The following is a 19,862-nucleotide window of genomic DNA, read 5'->3' as shown; positions in this document are numbered from 1 at the left end:
GTTCTCCATGTGAGGTTAGCCGCGAAGTTCGGCGTTGTGGCGCTCCTGCGCCAGTGCGATGGCAGCTTCGCGAGCAGCGGAGGCCTCATCCTCTGTCAGGGTTCGGTCATCGGCACGGAAACGCAGAGCAAACGTCAGCGAACGACGTCCCTCGCCCAGTGCCTCCGAGCGGTACTCGTCGAACAGGCGAACCTGCTCCAGGAGCTCTCCGGCGCCCTCGCGGACGGTTGCCTCGACGTGCGCTGCCGGAACATCATCAGAAACGACCAGTGCGACATCCTGGTACACCGCCGGGAACGGGCTCAGGGTCGGTGCCGGCAGGTTCTCGCGCAGCGGCAGTGCGCTGAGGTTGATCTCCAAGGCGCAGGTGCGCTCCGGCAAGTTCGCTGCACGGCAGACAGCCGGGTGCAGTTCTCCGGTGTGGCCGACGACGTAACCGTCGACAAGCAGCTCTGCACAGCGGCCCGGGTGCCACGGCAGGTACTCAGCATTTCGGAACTCCAGCTCCACACCAGCGGCACGGCCGACGATGCGGGCGGCCTCAATAGCGTCAGAGACGGTGTACGCGCGGGCCTCGCCCCACGGGGTGTCCAACTCGACTCGTCCACAAGCGACCATCGCGACGTACAGCGGCTGCTCCGGCAGTGATGCCGAGAGCTCGATGATTTCCTCGTCGGTGGGTCGGTAAGCCACAGCCGGCATCGGCGACTGCTCGTCACCGCGCCCCAGGGTGACCTGCTCGACGCCATAAAGGGCAAGGTCGGATTGTCCGCGAGAGACGTTGCGACGCAGCGACTCCAGCATCGACGGCAGCAGCGTGGTGCCCAGCTGACCGTGATCGGACTCCAGCGGGTTCTGGACCTTGACGGTGGCGCGGCGCTCATCGTTGGCGTCCAGGCCCCACACGTCGAAGACGTCGTTCGCGATGAACGGGGTCGGGAGGATCTCCAGGTAACCGTTGTGCGCGAGCGCACGACCGACCGCCCGACGACGCTGCTGGCCTGCGGTCAGCCCGCGTCCAGCCGGTGCGACCGGGAGGATGGACGGGATGTCCTCCAGCCCTTCCAGGCGGAGCACCTCCTCCACCAGGTCTGCCCCCATGGTCAGATCCGAGCGCCAAGACGGCGGGGTCACGGTGAGTCGGTCACCGTCAGCCTCAACGGTGCAGCCAACCTCTTCCAGGCGAGCCTTCGCAGTTCCGTCCGGGTAGGTCACTCCAGCGACGTCACCCGGTCGATTTGCGTCGAACTCGATTGGGGTCGGCGCAGGGGCCTCTCCGAGGAGGGTGCGGCCGGTGTCGATGGTTCCGCCACCGTGCTCCTCCAGAAGACGGCAGGCCAAGTCCAGGGCGCCTTCAACAAGGGAGGGGTCGACAGTGCGCTCGAAACGTCGGGAAGCCTCAGAGCTGAGCTTGTGGCGACGGCCGGTGCGGAAAACCCTCAGCGGCGACCACACCGCAGCCTCGAACACCACGTCAGTGGTGTCGTCCTCAATCTCGGAGGTGACCCCACCCATGACGCCGGCGAGAGACTGGATGCCAGTTTCGTCGCAAATCACCACATCCTCAGCAGAGAGCTTTCGCTCAACGTGGTCGAGGGTGGTCATCTTCTCGCCCTCCTCGGCGTTGCGCACGGTGAGGCCACCGGTAATGCGGTTGCCATCGAAAGCGTGCATCGGCTGGCCGAGCAGCAGCATGACGTAGTTGGTGATATCGGTCGGCAGGTTCACCGAACGTTGGCCGGACAACATGAGACGACGGCGCATCCACCACGGGGACGGCGCGGAGGGGTCAACGCCAGTGACGCGGCGCAGGCCGAATCGGACGGTGTCAGTCTCAGGGCGGACATCCAAGTCGAGGATTTCTCCGTCGACCGGAAGCGACTCGATCTCAGCCGGGTCGGCGAAGTCCACGGTGAACGCGGAAGCAATCTCGCGGCCAAGGCCACGCAGGCTCAGTGCGTAACCGCGGTCAGGCGTGATGTTGACTTCGAACTTCTCGTCATCCAGACCAAGGAAGTCACGTGCGTCATCGCCAACGGCCAGGCCGGAGCCATCCAGGTCGCGCGGGGACAGCACGAGAATGCCGGAGGACTGGTCGGTCATGCCGAGCTCAGCCTCAGAGCAGATCATGCCCTCAGACATCTTGCCGTAGGTCTCACGAGAGCCAATGGCGAAGCCTCCGGGCAAGACCGTGCCGGGAAGGGCGATGACGACATGGTCGCCTTCGGCGAAGTTACGAGCACCACAAATGATGCTCTGCAGGTCGCCGGAGCCATTAGCCTGTCCAACGTTGACCTGGCAGAAACGGATCGGCTTCTTAAAGCCCTCGAGCTCTTCGATGGTCTCGACCTGGCCAAGAACGAGCGGGCCGGTGATCTCCGGCAGCGGCTCGTGGCCTTCGGTCTCGAAACCAACGCGGACGAATCCGGCATCGAGCTCATCGGGGGTGACGGACCAACCGGGGTTCGCTGCGGCGACGACGTCGGTGACCCAGGACTGGGGAGTGAACATGCTGTGCGCTTTCTCCTGAAGTAGGTATGTGAGTCGTACGGCCGCTAGCCGTCGATGCCGAAGGGCTGGGTGAATCGGACGTCACCCTCGACCATGTCACGCATGTCGGACAGTCCGTTACGGAACTGCAGGGTGCGCTCCAGGCCCATGCCAAACGCGAATCCGGAGTACTCCTCCGGGTCAATGCCAGCAGAGCGCAGCACGTTCGGGTTCACCATGCCGCAGCCGCCCCACTCGATCCAGCCGGCGCCGCCCTTTTTGTTCGGGAACCAGACGTCGACCTCAGCGGACGGCTCGGTGAACGGGAAGTAGTTCACACGCATACGAGTGCGGGTCTCCGGACCAAACAGAGCCCTGGCCATGTGGTCCAGGGTGCCGCGCAGGTGAGCCATGGTCAGGCCCTTGTCAATGGCAAGGCCTTCAACCTGGTGGAACACCGGGGTGTGGGTCGCGTCGAGCTCGTCGGTACGAAACGTACGGCCCGGGCAGATCACGTAAATCGGCAGCTCACGATCGAGCATGGTGCGCACCTGTACCGGCGAGGTGTGGGTACGCAGCACCCGACGGGATCCCTCTGGCGCGATGTGGAACGTGTCCTGCAGGGTGCGAGCCGGGTGATCCGGGAGGAAGTTCAGAGCGTCGAAGTTGAAGTACTCCGCCTCAACCTCCGGGCCTTCAGCAACCTCCCAGCCCATGCCGACGAAGATGTCGCCGACGCGCTCGGACAAAGTGGTGATCGGGTGGCGGCCACCGCGCTGTCCACGAGTGGTGTCGATCGTGACGTCGATGCGCTCCTCGGCCAGCTGACGCACCTGTGCCTCGGCCTCGAGCACTGCAAGGCGTTCGTTGTGTGCCTTCTCCACCTTGCCGCGGGCCATGTTCACCAGCCGGCCAACGTCTTTGCGCTCAGCCTTCGGGATGGAACCCAGGGCCCTGCGGGCCTGCGAGATCGGGGCGTCGTCACCGAGGTGCGCACGCCTAGCCTCCGCGAGCTCATCGAGGTCGGAGGCTGCGGCGAACGCGCCCAGCGCCAGTTCCGCCGCTGCCGTCAACGAGCCCTCGGAGAGGTCGGGATTGGTGGGGTTGTCGCTCACTGCTGTCCCATCTGTGGTCTGTGTTCGTTATAAGACCTACTCAGCATAGTGGGTACGACGTCGCCTTGCGGTCAGCGCCCTCGGGCGGACTCCCACAGGCACATCGCTGACGCAGTAGCGAGGTTCAGCGACTCCGCCCGACCGAAAATAGGGATGGACACCCTGTGGTCAGCACCTGCCAAGATGTCCTCCGGAAGTCCGTGTGCTTCGTTGCCGAGGAGCCACGCGACGGGGCCGTCGGGAAGCGGATCGGTCCCAAGCGCCAACTCGCCGCCCATCGCCGTGGCAAGGGTCGGGATCCCCCGCTCCCGAAGGGCATCCAGCACCACGTCAGCGTCACGCTCTCGGACCACTGGCAAGTGGAAGATCGAACCCGCAGAGGACCGCACCGTCTTGCCCGCCGCCGGGTCGACCGTATCGCCCGCAAAGACCACACCAGCTGCACCGAGCGCGTCCGCCATCCGGATGATCGTTCCCGCGTTTCCGGGATCAGAGGTCTCTACGCCGACGACGATGACCGAGACCGGAGTCCGATCCACCCGATCGAGAATCTCGCCGAGGCCTGCGTCGACAGAATCCAGCGGGCAGACCGCGAAAAGGCCGGTGGTGGTGACTGTTTCCGCCAGAGATGACGCGGCCTTGTCGGTCACGAACGAGATCGGGAATCCCTCGATGTCTGCCTGATCCAGCAGATCTGGGAACCGGTCGGCGGCGTCCTCGGTCACGAAGATCTCCTCCACCGCGCCTGCACGCACGGCGGCATCCACCGAATTAAATCCCTCAACAAGGAATCTGCCCTGCTTACGGCGGGCAGCGGAACGGTGGAGTTTAGATGCAGAAACGATCCGGGGAGTCCTTTCGGTGAATGACTCCACGGATCGTTCGGAAGAATTGGCCATGGCGCTACAGTAGCGCCTCTGACCTCCCCGGATAAAAACCAGGGTTGCCGTGATTAGGCAGCAGCCGGTGCGTTGACATCCTCCGGCAGAGCAGCCTTGGCAGCGGCGACCAGAGCAGCGAATGCCTGCTGGTCGTTGACGGCCAGCTCGGCCAGGTTCTTGCGGTCGACCTCGATGCCAGCCAGAGCCAGGCCCTGGATGAAGCGGTTGTAGGTCATGTCGTTCTGACGAGCAGCCGCGTTGATACGGGTGATCCACAGACGACGGAACTGGGACTTACGGGCGCGACGATCGCGGAACTCGTAGGTCTTCGAGTGGAGCATCTGCTCCTTGGCCTTGCGGTACAGGCGCGAACGCTGTCCACGGTAGCCCTTTGCGGAGTTGAGTACTTCGCGACGCTTCTTCTTGGCGTTAACGGAGCGCTTCACACGTGCCACGGTGATACTTCCTTACTTCTTGATTTCCTGGACGCGGAGTCACAGCCACCGTTTCTCCGGTGATTCTGTTCCGCGGAATTTCACTGTTGCCTTACGGCAAACCTGTTCTGACTAGGCCTTGCCCAGCATGCGCTTGACGCGCTTGGTGTCCGCTGCCGCAACCTCGGTGTCACCCTTCAGGCGACGGGTGCGGGTGGAAGGCTTGCCCTCCAGGAGGTGCCTACGGTTGGCCTGCTCGCGACGGAGCTTGCCGGAGCCGGTCTGCTTGAAACGCTTTGCGGCACCCTTGTGGGTCTTCTGCTTCATTATCTCCACGTCCTTCTTGTTATGTTCGGGCGTTCTTACTTCTTGCCCTTGCGAACAGGGGCCAGGACCATCGTCATGTTGCGACCGTCCTGCTTGGCGCGGGTTTCCACCGTGCCGTGCTCGGCGACATCCTGAGAGAGACGCTCGAGGAGGCGGAAACCGAGCTCCGGACGAGACTGCTCACGTCCACGGAACATGATGGTGACCTTGACCTTGGCTCCCTTGTCCAGGAAACGGACGACGTTGTTCTTCTTCGTCTCGTAGTCGTGATCATCGATCTTGGGACGGAACTTCTGTTCCTTCACCACGGTCTGCTGCTGGTTCTTGCGTGACTCACGGGCCTTTTGGGCCTGCTCGTACTTGAACTTTCCGTAGTCCATGATCTTGCACACCGGCGGCTTGGCGTTGGGTGCGACCTCAACCAGGTCGAGATCGGCCTCGAATGCGATCTTGCGGGCTTCGTCCGTACGGACGATTCCCACCTGCTCACCGCCGGGGCCGACCAAACGGACCTCGGGAACTCGGATACGCTCGTTAATGCGAGCTTCAGCGCTGATGTGGCCTCCTATGTCGAAAAAATAAACTTCGTCCGAACCGCCGGAGCGGAGAAAAGGAAGACCCACCAAGGTGCGTGCCACGGCGCAGGATCCGACTTACGTCGGCTGCGCATCGCCCACAGAACTAATTCCGCGGACTGGGCGACTGCCACCACTATTGTGGTACCCGGTCGCAACCATGATTCTTCGGCGCTCCCTAGGTGGGACTTCCATCCTCTTCGCTGCCGTGTCAAGGATTCCTGCCCGCGAAATGCGCACAAAAATAAACTCGACCGGCGGTCGTGAGAAAACACTAACACAGGTCTCCCCCAGTGCCCAATCGGCCAGCGCGACTGTTGTCCCCAGTCTCGGAGTTTTCCACAAACAGCCCGGACGTGGGGAGCTATTCGGGGCAAACAGACTTAAAGTCGAATCATGAGCGCAGAACCGGATCGTCACCAGTTGTTTATTGAGGCACTGGCAGATTTCGAGCGTGCCTCTGCCAGGTTGTCCAAGGTCGCCGGCGACCTCCGTCGGGATCTCTCCGCCACGGACTCCCCTGACTCCGAGCCAATTCCTCACCACGCAGAGCCCACTGCCACAGCGCAGCCTTCAGCACAGCCACCAGTTCACCCCATGGTGCGTTACGGACAACCGACTCCGCCGCAGATGCAGTACGGACAGCCACCAGGTCCGCAGCAGCCCTACCCTCCTCGGCCTTTCCCGCCGCAGCAACCAGCGCCCCCTCAGCAAAGGTTCGTCCCGCAAGGAGTTCAGCCACCGCCCAGCCCCCTGCCTCCACATGAGCCTTGGTGGAAAGACACGAATAAGACGACTCGAGTGTTCGCCTCAGTCGGAGCCTTGATCACCATCGCCGGCGTCATCTTTCTCGTGGCCCTGGCGATTCAGCGTGGTCTCTTAGGGATCGTCGCGCAGGTGACTCTGGCGTACCTGCTCGGCGCAATTCTGGTCGGCAGCGCCGTTCTAGTCCACCGCAAACTGAACAATGGAGCCGGCGCATCGGCTTTGATGATCACCGGCGTTGTCACTGCGCACATCACCACGTCCTATGTGTCTGGGTCACTGGAATGGTGGCCGGTCTGGGTCGGCACACTCCTCATCATCGCCGTCGGCGCTGGTGGACTGGCTGCCGGAAGTATGTGGCAGCTCCGGACCCTGACGCTATTGGTTGGCGCTTCGACCATCATCGGAGTTCTTGTCTCCTATGAGTTGGACGAGACCATTACGTGGACACTCGCTGCCGCAGTCTTGATCGGCTTTGCGACGTCCATTTCGTGGTTCCCCCGCCCCGACCTCCGAGTCTCCATCACCGCGACCGCGGCCACCTTGTTCATGGCCCTCATCATGCTGATGGCCAATCCAGGAAACACTGACGGTGGCCTGATCGTTGCAGCGCTCATCATCGGTTCAGCCGGTGTCCTCGCGCTGACCTATCAGCACAACGCAGGTGCCGGGCAGACTGCCATCGCCATCATCCTGGCGGGATTCACCGGCCCAGTCATCGCCATCTGGAACTTGTACCCGTGGTCGGGTCTAGTCGGAGCCGCGTTCAGCCTTTGGGCAGGCTCGATGGGCTTGTATCTGCATTACCGCTCACACACCGGCTCCATCACAGTGACATTCGCGAGACGTGTCGCCCAGGCCGGCATGATCTCTGCAGCTATTCCCCTTCTCATCCTCGCAGTCAACGATCCCAATTCGCTGTGGAAGGCACCGGTCACCGCGGGATTCGCGATCGTGGCAGTGCTCATGGTCATGTGGCGCCATGAGTTCCTCGTCCCAATACTCCCCGCGTGGTTCATCGCAGGTCACCTAGCGATTGCGGAAGCTATTCCCTACATCCTTAGTGACAACATCACCCGCGTCGAGCTCTGGACGACCTACACGATGAATATGGCGGAGGACCTTCCAGCTGCGCTGTTCCTGATCCTCGGCAATGGCGCGCTGATCGTCTTGGCCACCCAGACGGGCCCTCCGCTGGACGACCAGTTCCGGAAGGTCATCGGCCTGATCGGGCTGTTGACTATCTCTGCTCCGATTGTCCTCTTGGTCCTGACTTTGGGCGGACCCTTCGCTCTCGGACACATCTTGGTGAGCATCGGTTGGATGCTCGCGGCGGCCATCCTGTTACTCCGACCCTCTGACGAGGATGATTCGGCGAACACTGGTGGTGCGGTGCTGATTGCGGCAGTTGCCGTCGTGAAGCTGGTGTTTTTCGATCTCAGTGCGGTGGGAGGAGTTCTCCGAGTGATCGTTTTCATCGCCTGCGGTCTGCTGCTACTGACAATGGCAATCCTGCGGTCTAGGCGAGATCGAGGACCGCAGGAGACACCGAAGCCCCCGCCGGTGTCAGACCACCATGATTGGTCTGCACCCACGGGGGCCGAGGGCCCCTCTACGAAGGGCTAGAGCATTTCCTTCAGGAAGGAGCCGGTGTGGCTGGCGGAGGATGCCGCAACGTCCTCGGGAGTTCCCTGAGTGACGACGGTGCCACCGGCAGCACCGCCCTCCGGGCCCATGTCGATGACCCAGTCGGCAGCCTTAATCACATCGAGGTTGTGCTCGATGACGATGATCGAATTGCCCTTGTCGACCAGTCCCTGCAGGACCAGCATGAGCTTGCGCACGTCCTCGAAATGCAGACCTGTGGTCGGCTCGTCGAGGATGTAGAAGGTCCGACCATTGGAGCGCTTCTGCAGTTCTGATGCGAGCTTCACGCGCTGCGCCTCACCACCGGACAGAGTCGTCGCTGACTGGCCGAGTCGGACATAACCAAGCCCGACATCGACGAGGGTGTTGAGGTACCTCGCGATCGAAGTGATCGGCTCGAAAAACTCTGCTGCCTCCGAGATTGGCATGTGGAGCACCTCGGAGATGTTCTTGCCCTTGTAGGTCACCTCGAGGGTCTCGCGGTTGTAGCGAGCTCCGTGGCAGACCTCGCACGGGACGTACACATCCGGCAGGAAGTTCATCTCGATCTTGATCGTGCCGTCACCCTTGCAGGCCTCACACCGACCGCCCTTGATGTTGAAGCTAAACCGGCCGGCCTTGTAGCCGCGGACCTTTGCCTCCTGCGTTTCAGCGAAGAGGTTTCGGACCTTGTCGAACACTCCGGTGTACGTCGCCGGGTTCGAGCGCGGGGTGCGGCCGATCGGTGACTGATCCACCTGGACGAGCTTGTCGAGCTGATCGAGTCCTTCAACCCTGCGGTGTCGCCCTGGCACCTGGCGCGAGCCATTGAGCTCATTGGACATGACCTTCGCCAAGATCTCATTGACCAGTGTCGACTTACCAGAACCGGACACACCCGTCACCGCAGTCAGGACACCAAGCGGGAAATCGACTGTCACGTCCTTGAGGTTGTTCTCCCGAGCACCTACGACGGTAACCATGCGTTCAAAGTCGACCGAGCGACGCTTCTCCGGCACCGCCAGGGACCGACGACCCGACAAGTACGCACCAGTGATCGATCCCTCTGCTTCCAGGACGCCCTGCGGCTCACCCTGGTAAACGATCTCGCCGCCATACTCGCCGGCGCGGGGACCAATATCGACAAGCCAGTCCGCCTCGCGGATGGTGTCCTCGTCGTGCTCGACAACGATGAGGGTGTTGCCAAGGTCGCGCAGCTTCTTCAGCGTGCCAATCAGGCGATGGTTGTCGCGCTGGTGCAGCCCGATCGACGGCTCATCCAGAACATAGAGGACGCCGGCCAGACCTGAACCGATCTGCGTCGCCAGGCGGATTCGCTGCGCCTCACCGCCTGAGAGAGTTCCAGCCGAGCGGGAAAGCGACAGGTAATCCAGGCCGACATCCAGTAGGAATCGAAGTCGCGCTTGAACCTCACGCAGAACTCGCCCGGCGATCATCTCTTCACGCTTGCCGAGGCTGAGATCGTCGAGGAAGGTCGAGGCTTCTGCCACCGACAATGCCGAGAGCCCCGCGATGGACAGTTCTCCGTGGCCTGTCGAAGCTAGCGTCACCGAGAGGATCTCTGGCTTCAGCCGGGTGCCATTACAGCTGGGGCACGGAACCTCACGCATGTACCCACGGACGCGCTCCTTCTGAGAGTCACTCTCCGCCCACTCCAGTTTGCGGTGCAGGTACGGCATAACACCCTCGAAAGCGGCGTTGTATGTACGCTGCCGACCAAAGCGGTTCTTGTACTTGACGTGCACCTTCGTCTTGGAGCCCTGCAGCAGGGCTTTCTTTTGGTTTGCCTTGAGGCTCTCGAAGGGAGCATCGGCGTCAAAGCCCATCTCCCCCGCCAGACTCTCGATGAGGCGCTCGAAGTACTTCGCGTTGTGGGTCGTCGCCCACGGGGCCATCGCTGAGACTGCTGGCGCCGACGGATCCGGAACCACCAGGTCCGGGTCGACTTCCAGGCGATTACCCAAGCCGTCACAGTCCGGGCAGGCGCCATACGGAGAGTTAAAGGAGAAGGAGCGCGGCTCCAGCTCATCGACGCTGATGCGATGCCCATTCGGGCACGCCATCTTCTCCGAGAATCGCATGTAGCGGTTCGGATCCGAGTCCTCCAGGTCTATGCAATCCAACACCACGATTCCGTTGGCTAGCTTCAGAGCCGTTTCAACGGAGTCAGTGAGGCGCTGCTTCTGCGAGGCTTTCACCTGCAGACGGTCAACCACCACATCAATGTTGTGCTTGACCTGCTTTTCCAGCTTCGGGGGCTCGGTCAGACGGTAGACCTCTCCATCAACGACAACACGCGCAAAACCAGTCGCCGCCAGATCCTCGAAGAGATCCACGAATTCACCCTTGCGAGTACGAACAACCGGCGCGAGCACCTGGAACTTCGTCCGCTCCGGCAGTTCCAAGACCTGGTCCACGATCTGCTGCGGCGTCTGTGAGGAGATGACCTCGCCACATTCCGGGCAGTGCGGAGTACCCGTGCGAGCAAACAGCAGACGCAAGTAGTCATAGACCTCGGTGATGGTGCCGACCGTCGACCGGGGGTTACGGTTCGTCGACTTCTGGTCGATCGACACCGCGGGCGACAGGCCCTCAATCAGCTCGACCTCGGGCTTCTGCATCTGGCCGAGGAACATACGGGCATACGACGACAGCGATTCGACGTATCGCCGCTGCCCTTCCGCGAAGATCGTGTCGAAGGCCAGTGAGGACTTTCCGGAACCGGATAGGCCCGTGAACACGATGAACCGTTCACGAGGCAGGTCAATGTCGACGCCCTTGAGGTTGTGCTCACGGGCGCCACGGACGACGAGGCGTTCAGCCAAGGCGCTACCTTCCTGATCGAAGTGTGTACAGCCAGCGATTGTACATCTGTTCGACTAGTTCGGGGTATTGGACGACCACCTCCGGTCACTGCCATCCGTACCCTTGACCCATGAGCAACTACAACGGAGACCCCGCCCGAGATGAGATCCAGTCCATTAGCAATGGCGACGTGACGGTCTACAAGACCTCTGTCGGAGACATGTCGAATAACTGCTACCTCCTGGTGAAGGACGGAAAAGCATTGCTTATCGACGCCTCCGACAACGCCGATCATCTCCTCGCCATGGTGGAAAATGCTGGTGCCGAGCTAACCCACGTGGTGACAACCCACTCCCACGCAGACCACGTTCAGGCACTTGGCGAGGTGCTCGAACGCACCGGCGCCACACACATCACCAGCGCCCTTGACGCGCCGGATATCCCCGCCAAGGCTGACCGTGCCCTCGACCAGGGCGACACCATCGAGTTCCAAGGTCTGTCGCTGCCCTGCATCATCCTGCGCGGGCACACCAAGGGCGGCCTCGCCGTCGTGCTGGACACAGACTCCTCAGACCCAGCGCACCTATTCGTTGGCGACAGCCTGTTCCCAGGGGGTGTGGGGAAGACGTGGAGTGAAGAGGATTTCGGGGTGCTGCTCGGAGACGTCGAGAAGCGTATCTTTGATACTTTCGACGGCTCCGCCGTCGTGCACCCGGGGCACGGCGCGGACACTACAGTCGGCGCCGAGCGCCCCAACCTGCCTGAGTGGCGCGAGCGAGGCTGGTAAACCCACCACCAGTTCAAAGGAGACCTGTGCCCCACCCTGATCTGCCCGCTGAACAGCGGAATCTCGATGCGATCTACGCGCACCTTGACGGTGAGCTGCAGTGCGACGAGGACTCACTGCGCGGGATCATGCTTGAGGATGATCCGGAGCCGGAGGCCAGACTCTCCCGCGAGATCGAATACCACCGCCTGCAAGAGCGGATCGAGCGACTCCGGACTGCCGCCAGCGGTCTGGTGTTCGGGCGGATCGACATTGCAGATGATGACCCAGAGAATCCCGTGCCAGGGCATCCGGAACTCGACCGCAGATACATCGGACGAATGGGCCTTTCCGATGAAAACGACGACTATCGCGGGCTCCTCATGGATTGGCGCGCTCCCCAGGCGCGACCCTTCTACTTAGCAACCACTGCGCACCCCGAAGACGTGACGCTCCGCCGGCACCTGCGTACCCGCGGCCGGAAGCTCCGCGAGGTCGACGACGAATGGCTGAGCCTGCCAGCAGGCGGTGCCGATGATGGGTACGGCCCCGACGGAGCCTCCTCGGGAGACAACGAACGTGATGAGACCGGCGTTGGCGGTGAGAAGGTCCTGCGTGAAGTCCTAGACTCCGCGCGAACCGGCCATATGAGCGGAATCGTAGAGACTATCCAGCGTGAGCAGGACGTGATCATTCGCGATCAGACCCGTCAGGCGATGGTTGTCCAAGGAGGTCCTGGCACCGGTAAAACCGCTGTCGCGCTGCACCGCGTCGCATGGTTGCTGTACACCCACCGAGAGCGTCTGGAGAAAACCGGCGTTCTCATTCTCGGTCCCAATCCCGCATTCCTGGAGTACATCTCACAGGTCTTGCCGAGCCTTGGCGAGACCGGAGTCGTGCTGTCGACGATCGCGAACCTTTACCCTGGCGTCTCCGGATCCGGCGAGGAGTCATTGGTTACCCAGGAGGTAAAGGGCTCTGCCGCGATGGTCGACATCCTCACTCGTGCAGTCCGGGATCTGCAGGTGGTGCCGGACGAGCCAATCGACGTCGAACTTGATCAAGTCGCCGTTACCATCACACCTGAGATGGTCCACGCCGCCAGGTCCAGTGCCCGTCGCACGCGCCGTCCGCACAATCTCGCACGCCCCACCTTCCGGAAGCACATGTACAACGCCATGTCGCGCGCCCTCGCCGACACCATCGGCGCTGACCCCTTCGGTGGTGAGAACTTGCTCTCCGCAGCGGATGTGGAGGATCTTCGCACCGAGCTGGCGGAGGATGACATCATCGCCGAGGTCATCGAGGAACTCTGGCCGGAGATCACCGCCGAGCAGCTCTTGTCCGATCTCTTCAGCGACCGGGACCGCATCGATTCGGCCGCCCGCGACTACGACGAGGTCACCGCCGAAGCTCTCTACCGGGAGGATGGCGGATCGTTTAGTCCGTCTGATCCCCCGCTTTTGGATGAGCTCATGGAGCTCCTCGGAACAACCCGTGGCGATGCCGACGAAGAAGACCGCAACGCCTGGCTCCAGCAGATCGAGGAGGCTCAGGACGCGTTGGACGTGCTCACCGGTTCCGCTTCCCAAGATCTTGACGACGGTTTCGCCGCCGAGATCCTCTCTGCCTACGACCTCATTGACGCCGAGGGGCTTGCCGAGCGTCAGCGTGACCGGGACTCTCGGACTACGGCACAGCGCGCTGCTGCGGACCGCACCTGGGCGTACGGGCATGTCATCGTCGACGAGGCCCAGGAGATGTCGCAGATGGCCTGGCGGATGATTCACCGCCGCTCCCCCAATGGCTGGATGACGCTGGTCGGTGACGTCGCACAGACCGGATCCCCTGCCGGCGCGGATTCTTGGGCAGACGCCCTCGACCCGATCATTGGGAACCGCTGGCGCATGCACGAGATGACCATCAACTACCGAACCCCTACGGAGATCATGGAGCTGGCTGTTGAAGTCCTCCACCAGATCGATCCGGAGGCAACCGAACCGACCTCCATTAGGTCCACCGGCGTTGCACCGGTGGTCACTAGGTCAGTGGCTGAAGCGCTTGTGCTTCCCGACGCCTCCGACAACCGCCTCACCGCCATCATCACCCCAGAGTCAATGGTGGCAGACCTCGACGCACCGGAGGGTGTACAGCTGCTCGGCGTACGGGATTCAAAGGGCCTCGAGTTCGACAACGTCATTCTGGTCGAGCCGGACCGCATCGTCGACGAGTCCCCCATGGGACTTCAGGACGTGTACGTGGCAATGACCCGGGCTACGCAGCGGCTGGTCGTCGTCTCTGAGAACGGTGCGCCGAAGTGCATCCCGGGATTGTGACGTCACCTACACAAGCGAGCCGAGAACTGCGTTGGCGATGATCGAGTCAAGACGGCGGACGTCGACATTGCGTCCGAGTTTGATCTTGATATGCCCAGCTCGTGTCCACAGTTCCAGCTCTGCGTTGAAGTCAATGCGTCCTGCGTTCTCCGAGGACCACATATTGATGGACGTGTAGGGAAGCGAATACAACTCCATCTTCTTGCCGGTGAGCCCCTGAGCGTCACGGCAATCAGTCGGCGGTCGGTGAATACCGCAGAGTCGCGGAAAGTCTGATAAGCGGCGACCGGAACTTCTCCCGGCACCAACAGCGGTCCGATGTCCTGAGGAATCGGAACTTCAGACTGAAACTGCCACGCGGTAATGGCACTGACTTCTGCAGGCATAATCTCTCCTTGAATTTTGAGTACAAAACTCACAGATCATATACCGGCATTCTCTGAACAGTTTTATTCGGCCGACAACGTCCTGACACCGCGCTGCGCTCGGTCTTCCACGCGCAGGCTGACGATCACCGCAATTCCCGCAGCCGCCACCACAGCGGCCAGAACGAGCACTCCCTCATATACCTGACCGGCAGTAAGCAGGAGGCCCCACATGATTCCGCCGGCCCACAAACCGCCGTCCAATCCGAGGTTCCACATTACGGAGGCTCGCCCTGGCGTCATCCGCAGCATGACCGCGTGCAGTGTGACCGACTGAGCAACGCCTACGCCCACACCGATGACCACGCCAGAGGCAATTGCGCCAGAGAACGAACCGGAGACCGCACCGATAATCCCGCCTACGACGATCAGTGCCGCAGCAATCGCCACGGACCCAGAGGTCCCGGCGCGGGTTCCGAGTTCTCCTCCAAAGCCTCGTCCGACGGCATTTCCAAGCTGTCCCGCAAATACGACTGCAGATGCACTTCCGATAGCTGATGCGAGCACCGGCAACGACGTCAATGCGTGTGACATGACAACCGTGCACAAGATGAGGAACGCGACGATCAATCACGGCGCCGTCGACACTGCTCCGACGAGGAACCGAATCCTTGATGACCACGTCAACCGTTCACGCGTCCCTGACGAACCAAGGCCAATGCCCGACGGAAGCGTCAGAATCACAACCACGGCCACCACAAGAATCACCGTGGCGCACAGCGCAAAAACCGCTGCCGAGTAGGTCAGCGACAATTGGACACCGACTGGAGCACCGACGGCAGAGGCCGCCATTGCGACCAATCCATACACACCGAGGCCTCTAGCCAACTTCTGGTGGTCGAGCACCAAAGCGACGCCCTGCGCACCAGTGACCATGGCGGTTCCCGCCCCGGCGCCGAGCACCACAGCTCCTGCCACCAGCAGCGGCAGTCCTCCGGCGAAACCGGTCAAGAGAATGCCGACCACCATCGAGAACAGGGCGGTAAGCATTACCCACATCAGCGAAAATCGTCGCACCAGTGGAGGAACGAACGCCTAGACTGCCAACACGAAAAACATCATCGTGCCAATGAACAGGCTGCTGGCTCCGGGCACGTCTGCCCAGACAAGAGGGACCAGTGAATAAGCGGCATAGAACACCGCCAGGGTGCTCGCGGCCGCCGTCGTGACTGCAGCAAAAGGACTCACCATTAGCGCAGCTCCTCCACAGCTGGACGGGCGCGGTTCTCTGATCGAAGTTGGGCCACTACCGCAATACCAGCGACAGCGACCAAGGCAGCGAAGACCAGAGCCCCGAGTTTCACCTGGCCGGCCGTCAGCAGCAGACCCCAAAGGATGCCTCCGGCCCACAGTCCACCGTCGAGACCGAGATTCCACAGCACCGAAGCGCGACCAGGTGTCATCCGGAGCATCACCGCGTGCAGCGTCACCGATTGCACCGTGCCGACTCCGAGACCAATCATCACGCCAGCCGCCAGAATCACAGCGAAATTGTCCACCAGGACACTGGTCACACCTCCGATCACCAGGAGCAACGCACCAGTAACGGACGTGGTCATTGCTCCGGTGCGGGTCTCAAGTTCGCCACCGAAACCACGGCCAATCGCATTTCCGACCTGGACAACGAAGATCACTGCCGCCGCGCTGCCGAGAGCCGACGCAGTCACGGGGAGACTGGTCAGTCCGTGCGACAGGATCACGATCGACAGAAGCAAGAACGCGACGATGAACCACGGAGCCGTTGAGAGCGCATCGCCAATCACTCGTACGCGGGACGACCAGGAGGCTCCGGGTCCGTCAGGCTCGATCACGCCGACGCCTGACGGAATGGTCAATGCCAGCCCCGATGCAACCAGCAGGAGGATAAATGCGACAACCCCGAACACTGTCGATGAAAAGGCCAAGGTGAGCTGCACACCCGCCGGCGAGCCCAGAGCCGAGCCCAGCATCGACACCAAACCGTAGATGCCCAACGCACGGGCAAGTTGTCCGGAAGGGACCAAGAGGGCCACACCCTGCGCTCCGGACACGACCATCACACCGAAGCCCAGTCCCAGCGGCACTGCCGCGGCGATGAGCGTCGGCAGCGTCCCAGCCAATCCCGTCACGAGGACACCAACCGCCATCGCCACCAACGACGCGGCCATGACCGTCCGGAGCGAATACCGACGCACCAGCGCCGGAGCGAACACTTGCACCGCAATGACAAAGGTCATCATGGTGCCGATGAACGCACTACTCGCCCCTGGCTGGTCAGACCAGGTCAGCGGGATGAGCGAGTACACGGTGAAGAACATCGCGATGCCCACAGCTGCCGCTGCAGTCAGGGAAGCGTACGGGCGGAAATGGTCGTTCATTCAGCTCCTTTCGAGGCAAGGTTTACAGGCCTGAAAATAGGGACTCCCCTGTGTCGGGGAGTCCCTTTATCGCTGGGGGCGAGTGCGAATCAGACGGTGCGCACGATCATCACGTCGCAGTCAGACTGGCGGGCCACATCCGAGGGGACCGAACCGATCAGGCGCCCGGTCAGGGAGTTAATGCCGCGGTTGCCGACCACCAAAAGGTCCGCGTCATACTCAGATACCAGCCCCATCAGTGCCTCGGCCGGAGATCCAGCGCGGGCCTCGGTCTTGTACATGGCGCCGGCGTCCTTCGCGGCCTTCTCAGCTTCGGCGAAGTTCTCCTTCGCCCGCTCCTCCGACAGCACGACGACGGAATCGGCGCGAAGGGTACGAGACGCATCCTCCGGAGTCTTGTAGTAGGCGCAACCGATGATCAGCGTGGCGTCAACGGCAGCGGCGATGGCGGACGCCCGCTCAACCGCAAGAATCGAGGATTTCGAGCCGTCGGTTCCGACAACGATGGTCTTGTATGCGCTCATAGCATGCCTTTCCAAGGAGGGGTGTGTGACTCCCGGCGTACAGTGTTCAACCTCCGGGACGTTAAGACCACACGGTATCAAAACCACTGTTCGCCTGTTCCCGCGGTCCACCCCGGTCGGGCCTAGTCGATTCCGGCGTCACCCATCGCGCGGTATTCCTTCTTGAGGTCCTGAATCTCATCGCGCAGCCGTCCCGCCAGCTCGAACTTCAGCTCCCGGGCGGCGGCGCCCATTTGTTCGGTCAGGTCGTCGATAAGCTTCTTCAATTGCGCGCTTGGCATGTTGGCACGGTCGACGGAACCAGCCACCGCTGCATCAGACTCGACACCGCCGCTGGCCTCACCGTCAGTGTCGTCGTAGACCTGATCAAGGATGTCCGCGATCTTCTTGCGCAGCGGCTGCGGGTCGATGCCGTGCTCAGTGTTGTACGCGACCTGCTTCTCACGGCGGCGGTCGGTCTCTTCAATAGCGTTCTGCATCGAGTCGGTGATTCGGTCGGCGTACATGATGACCTCGCCGGAGACGTTTCGGGCGGCACGGCCAATGGTCTGAATCAACGAGGTCGAAGAACGCAGGAAGCCCTCTTTATCGGCGTCGAGGATCGCCACAAGAGAAACCTCTGGAAGATCCAGGCCCTCACGTAGGAGGTTGATGCCCACCAGCACGTCGTACTCACCGAGGCGCAGCTGCCGCAGCAATTCCACGCGCTTGAGCGTGTCGATGTCCGAGTGCATGTACCGCACGCGGATGCCGTTCTCCAGGAGGTAATCAGTGAGATCCTCCGCCATCTTCTTAGTCAGGGTTGTGACCAGGACACGCTCATTTTTCTCTGCGCGAGTACGGATCTGGTGGATCAAGTCATCAATCTGGCCCTGGGTAGGCTTGACGATGATCTGCGGATCGACCAGTCCCGTCGGACGAATGACCTGCTCGACGACTTCACCCCCGGCCTTCTCCAACTCGTACGGACCTGGCGTCGCGGACATGAAGACGGTCTGCCCAACCCGGTCATTGAATTCATTGAAGGTCAGAGGCCGGTTATCCATCGCCGAGGGCAGCCGGAAACCGAAGTCCACCAGGTTGCGCTTGCGGGAGGCGTCACCCTCGAACATCGCGCCGATCTGCGGCACAGTCACGTGAGACTCATCGATGATGGTGAGGAAGTTCTCCGGGAAATAATCAATAAGCGTAGCCGGCGCCGAACCCGGCTCACGCCCATCGACATGCCGCGAATAATTCTCGATGCCCGAGCAGAATCCCACTTGCTGGATCATCTCGATGTCGTACTCAGTGCGCATCCGCAGGCGCTGCGCTTCCAGCAACTTGCCGCGGTTCTCCAGGTCGGCAAGCCGATCGGCCAGTTCGGCCTTGATCGCCTTCAGTGCCTTTTCCATCCGATCAGGTCCTGCGACGTAGTGCGTCGCCGGAAAGATACGAACTTCAGAGATTTGCTTTACGACGTCCCCCGTCAGAGGATTCAAGTAATACAGCGAATCAATCTCATCGCCGAAGAACTCGACCCTAACCGCCAGCTCCTCGTACGCCGGGATGATGTCGACCACGTCGCCTTTCACGCGGAAGGTGCCGCGAGTGAAGGCGATGTCATTGCGGGTGTACTGGACATCCACAAGAAGCCGCAGGAACTGGTCACGATCCACCTCATCGCCTTCGCGGAGGAACACCGACCGATCCAGGTAAGACTGCGGGGTGCCCAGTCCGTAAATGCAGGAGACGGTGCTGACCACCACGACGTCGTTACGCGAGAGGAGACCGGAGGTCGCCGCATGCCGCAGTCTCTCCACGTCCTCATTGATCGAGGAGTCCTTCTCGATGTACGTGTCCGTCTGCGCGATGTAGGCCTCAGGTTGGTAGTAGTCGTAATAACTGACGAAGTACTCGACGGAGTTATTCGGCAATAGCGACCGCAACTCGTTGGCCAACTGGGCCGCCAGGGTCTTGTTGTGCGCCATCACCAGCGTCGGCCTCTGGGTCTTCTCAATTAGCCATGCCGCGGTCGCCGACTTACCGGTACCGGTAGCGCCCATGAGGACGACCTCACGCTCTCCGCGGTCCAGTCGCTCGGCTAATTCTTTGATTGCCTGCGGCTGGTCGCCGGCGGGCTCATAATCCGAGATGACCTCGAACTCCCCACCAGCACGTTCGATGTCCCCCACCGGGCGAAACTCCGAGTGCGCGAGGACCGGTTGTTCTGCAGCGAATGCCATACCGGCCATGGTAACCCCAGGATCGACATCTTCCCTGGTCGATCGAATCCACCACAACGGCCAATGGTAAATTCAGCCCATCGGCGGTGGGAATCCAGTGCAAACCTGGAACTGGCGCGCAACGGTAAATGCCTTGGCATGAGTCCGATCACCCGTCGATACACCGCGTCACCGCGGTGCCATCAGCCAC

At 61.7% G+C, this 19,862-nt stretch carries 16 protein-coding genes and 1 pseudogene; 3 read left to right on the top strand and 14 right to left on the bottom strand.

Annotated features, from left to right (window positions below):
- Window positions 1-15: 15 nt before the first annotated feature.
- The 6 genes from pheT to infC all read right to left on the bottom strand — a co-directional run bounded on the left by pheT (window position 16) and on the right by infC (window position 5,816).
- Window positions 16-2,511 carry a phenylalanine--tRNA ligase subunit beta gene (gene pheT / locus YWU_RS0111525; RefSeq protein WP_027020599.1) on the bottom strand — a complete coding sequence of 832 codons (2,496 nt, stop codon included), beginning with the start codon at window positions 2,509-2,511 and terminating at the stop codon, window positions 16-18.
- A gap of 44 nt (window positions 2,512-2,555) precedes the next feature.
- On the bottom strand, window positions 2,556-3,605 hold the full coding sequence (pheS, locus tag YWU_RS0111520; protein WP_027020598.1) for a phenylalanine--tRNA ligase subunit alpha: 1,050 nt from the start codon (window positions 3,603-3,605) through the stop codon (window positions 2,556-2,558).
- Window positions 3,606-3,676: 71 nt separating this feature from the next.
- The gene (locus tag YWU_RS0111515; protein WP_027020597.1) at window positions 3,677-4,504 is read right to left on the bottom strand and encodes a TrmH family RNA methyltransferase; all 828 of its coding nucleotides are present in this window, start codon (window positions 4,502-4,504) and stop codon (window positions 3,677-3,679) included.
- A gap of 53 nt (window positions 4,505-4,557) precedes the next feature.
- Complete coding sequence (gene rplT / locus YWU_RS0111510; protein WP_027020596.1) at window positions 4,558-4,941, bottom strand: 50S ribosomal protein L20; 384 nt, start codon at window positions 4,939-4,941, stop codon at window positions 4,558-4,560.
- 111 nt (window positions 4,942-5,052) lie between these two features.
- Window positions 5,053-5,247, bottom strand: coding sequence for a 50S ribosomal protein L35 (gene rpmI, locus YWU_RS0111505; protein WP_027020595.1), 195 nt, complete (start codon window positions 5,245-5,247; stop codon window positions 5,053-5,055).
- A gap of 35 nt (window positions 5,248-5,282) precedes the next feature.
- A complete protein-coding gene (gene infC, locus YWU_RS0111500; RefSeq protein ID WP_034647782.1) occupies window positions 5,283-5,816 on the bottom strand; it encodes a translation initiation factor IF-3 in 534 nt (177 codons plus the stop codon).
- A 402-nt stretch (window positions 5,817-6,218) separates the two neighbouring features.
- On the opposite strand from infC, the gene YWU_RS16560 reads away from it, so the two are divergent.
- The gene (locus YWU_RS16560) at window positions 6,219-8,213 is read left to right on the top strand and encodes a hypothetical protein (RefSeq protein ID WP_034647777.1); all 1,995 of its coding nucleotides are present in this window, start codon (window positions 6,219-6,221) and stop codon (window positions 8,211-8,213) included.
- Here YWU_RS16560 and uvrA read toward each other — a convergent pair.
- Window positions 8,210-11,059, bottom strand: a complete 2,850-nt coding sequence (gene uvrA, locus YWU_RS0111490; RefSeq protein WP_027020592.1) for an excinuclease ABC subunit UvrA — start codon at window positions 11,057-11,059, stop codon at window positions 8,210-8,212. The genes YWU_RS16560 and uvrA overlap by 4 nt on opposite strands.
- Before the next feature lie 110 nt (window positions 11,060-11,169).
- Between uvrA and YWU_RS0111485 the strand changes: the two genes are divergently transcribed.
- On the top strand, window positions 11,170-11,826 hold the full coding sequence (locus YWU_RS0111485) for an MBL fold metallo-hydrolase (RefSeq protein WP_051260301.1): 657 nt from the start codon (window positions 11,170-11,172) through the stop codon (window positions 11,824-11,826).
- A 26-nt stretch (window positions 11,827-11,852) separates the two neighbouring features.
- Window positions 11,853-14,141, top strand: coding sequence for a HelD family protein (locus YWU_RS0111480; protein WP_027020590.1), 2,289 nt, complete (start codon window positions 11,853-11,855; stop codon window positions 14,139-14,141).
- A 6-nt stretch (window positions 14,142-14,147) separates the two neighbouring features.
- On the opposite strand, the pseudogene YWU_RS16555 reads toward YWU_RS0111480, so the two are convergent.
- From YWU_RS16555 to uvrB, 7 genes and pseudogenes are all read right to left on the bottom strand, one after another.
- Window positions 14,148-14,527: pseudogene (locus YWU_RS16555) on the bottom strand (PH domain-containing protein).
- A 63-nt stretch (window positions 14,528-14,590) separates the two neighbouring features.
- On the bottom strand, window positions 14,591-15,100 hold the full coding sequence (locus tag YWU_RS0111470) for a hypothetical protein (protein ID WP_156892825.1): 510 nt from the start codon (window positions 15,098-15,100) through the stop codon (window positions 14,591-14,593).
- A 36-nt stretch (window positions 15,101-15,136) separates the two neighbouring features.
- Window positions 15,137-15,583, bottom strand: a complete 447-nt coding sequence (locus tag YWU_RS0111465) for an MFS transporter (RefSeq protein WP_276201924.1) — start codon at window positions 15,581-15,583, stop codon at window positions 15,137-15,139.
- Between the two features lie 18 nt (window positions 15,584-15,601).
- The gene (locus YWU_RS18250) at window positions 15,602-15,757 is read right to left on the bottom strand and encodes a hypothetical protein (protein ID WP_156892824.1); all 156 of its coding nucleotides are present in this window, start codon (window positions 15,755-15,757) and stop codon (window positions 15,602-15,604) included.
- Entirely contained in the window at window positions 15,757-16,923 is a 1,167-nt protein-coding gene (locus YWU_RS0111455) for an MFS transporter (protein ID WP_027020587.1), read from the bottom strand. Before YWU_RS0111455 ends, YWU_RS18250 begins: the two co-directional genes overlap by 1 nt.
- An 89-nt stretch (window positions 16,924-17,012) precedes the next feature.
- A complete protein-coding gene (locus YWU_RS0111450) occupies window positions 17,013-17,447 on the bottom strand; it encodes a universal stress protein (protein ID WP_027020586.1) in 435 nt (144 codons plus the stop codon).
- Window positions 17,448-17,569: 122 nt separating this feature from the next.
- On the bottom strand, window positions 17,570-19,672 hold the full coding sequence (uvrB, locus tag YWU_RS0111445; RefSeq protein ID WP_027020585.1) for an excinuclease ABC subunit UvrB: 2,103 nt from the start codon (window positions 19,670-19,672) through the stop codon (window positions 17,570-17,572).
- Window positions 19,673-19,862: the final 190 nt, after the last annotated feature.

The sequence above is a fragment of the Corynebacterium sputi DSM 45148 genome (assembly GCF_000427865.1).
Taxonomy (GTDB): domain Bacteria; phylum Actinomycetota; class Actinomycetes; order Mycobacteriales; family Mycobacteriaceae; genus Corynebacterium; species Corynebacterium sputi.
Note: the sequence above shows the minus strand (reverse complement) of the source record. Positions and strands in the feature narration are given on the sequence as shown.

Coding starts and splice junctions, on each gene's coding strand:
- pheT (WP_027020599.1), bottom strand. CDS start 2,511: ATGTTCACTCCCCAGTCCTGGGTCACCGACGTCGTCGCCGCAGCGAAC.
- YWU_RS0111515 (WP_027020597.1), bottom strand. CDS start 4,504: ATGGCCAATTCTTCCGAACGATCCGTGGAGTCATTCACCGAAAGGACT.
- rpmI (WP_027020595.1), bottom strand. CDS start 5,247: ATGAAGCAGAAGACCCACAAGGGTGCCGCAAAGCGTTTCAAGCAGACC.
- YWU_RS16560 (WP_034647777.1), top strand. CDS start 6,219: ATGAGCGCAGAACCGGATCGTCACCAGTTGTTTATTGAGGCACTGGCA.
- YWU_RS0111485 (WP_051260301.1), top strand. CDS start 11,170: ATGAGCAACTACAACGGAGACCCCGCCCGAGATGAGATCCAGTCCATT.
- YWU_RS0111470 (WP_156892825.1), bottom strand. CDS start 15,100: ATGTCACACGCATTGACGTCGTTGCCGGTGCTCGCATCAGCTATCGGA.
- YWU_RS18250 (WP_156892824.1), bottom strand. CDS start 15,757: ATGGTGAGTCCTTTTGCTGCAGTCACGACGGCGGCCGCGAGCACCCTG.
- YWU_RS0111455 (WP_027020587.1), bottom strand. CDS start 16,923: ATGAACGACCATTTCCGCCCGTACGCTTCCCTGACTGCAGCGGCAGCT.
- YWU_RS0111450 (WP_027020586.1), bottom strand. CDS start 17,447: ATGAGCGCATACAAGACCATCGTTGTCGGAACCGACGGCTCGAAATCC.
- uvrB (WP_027020585.1), bottom strand. CDS start 19,672: ATGGCATTCGCTGCAGAACAACCGGTCCTCGCGCACTCGGAGTTTCGC.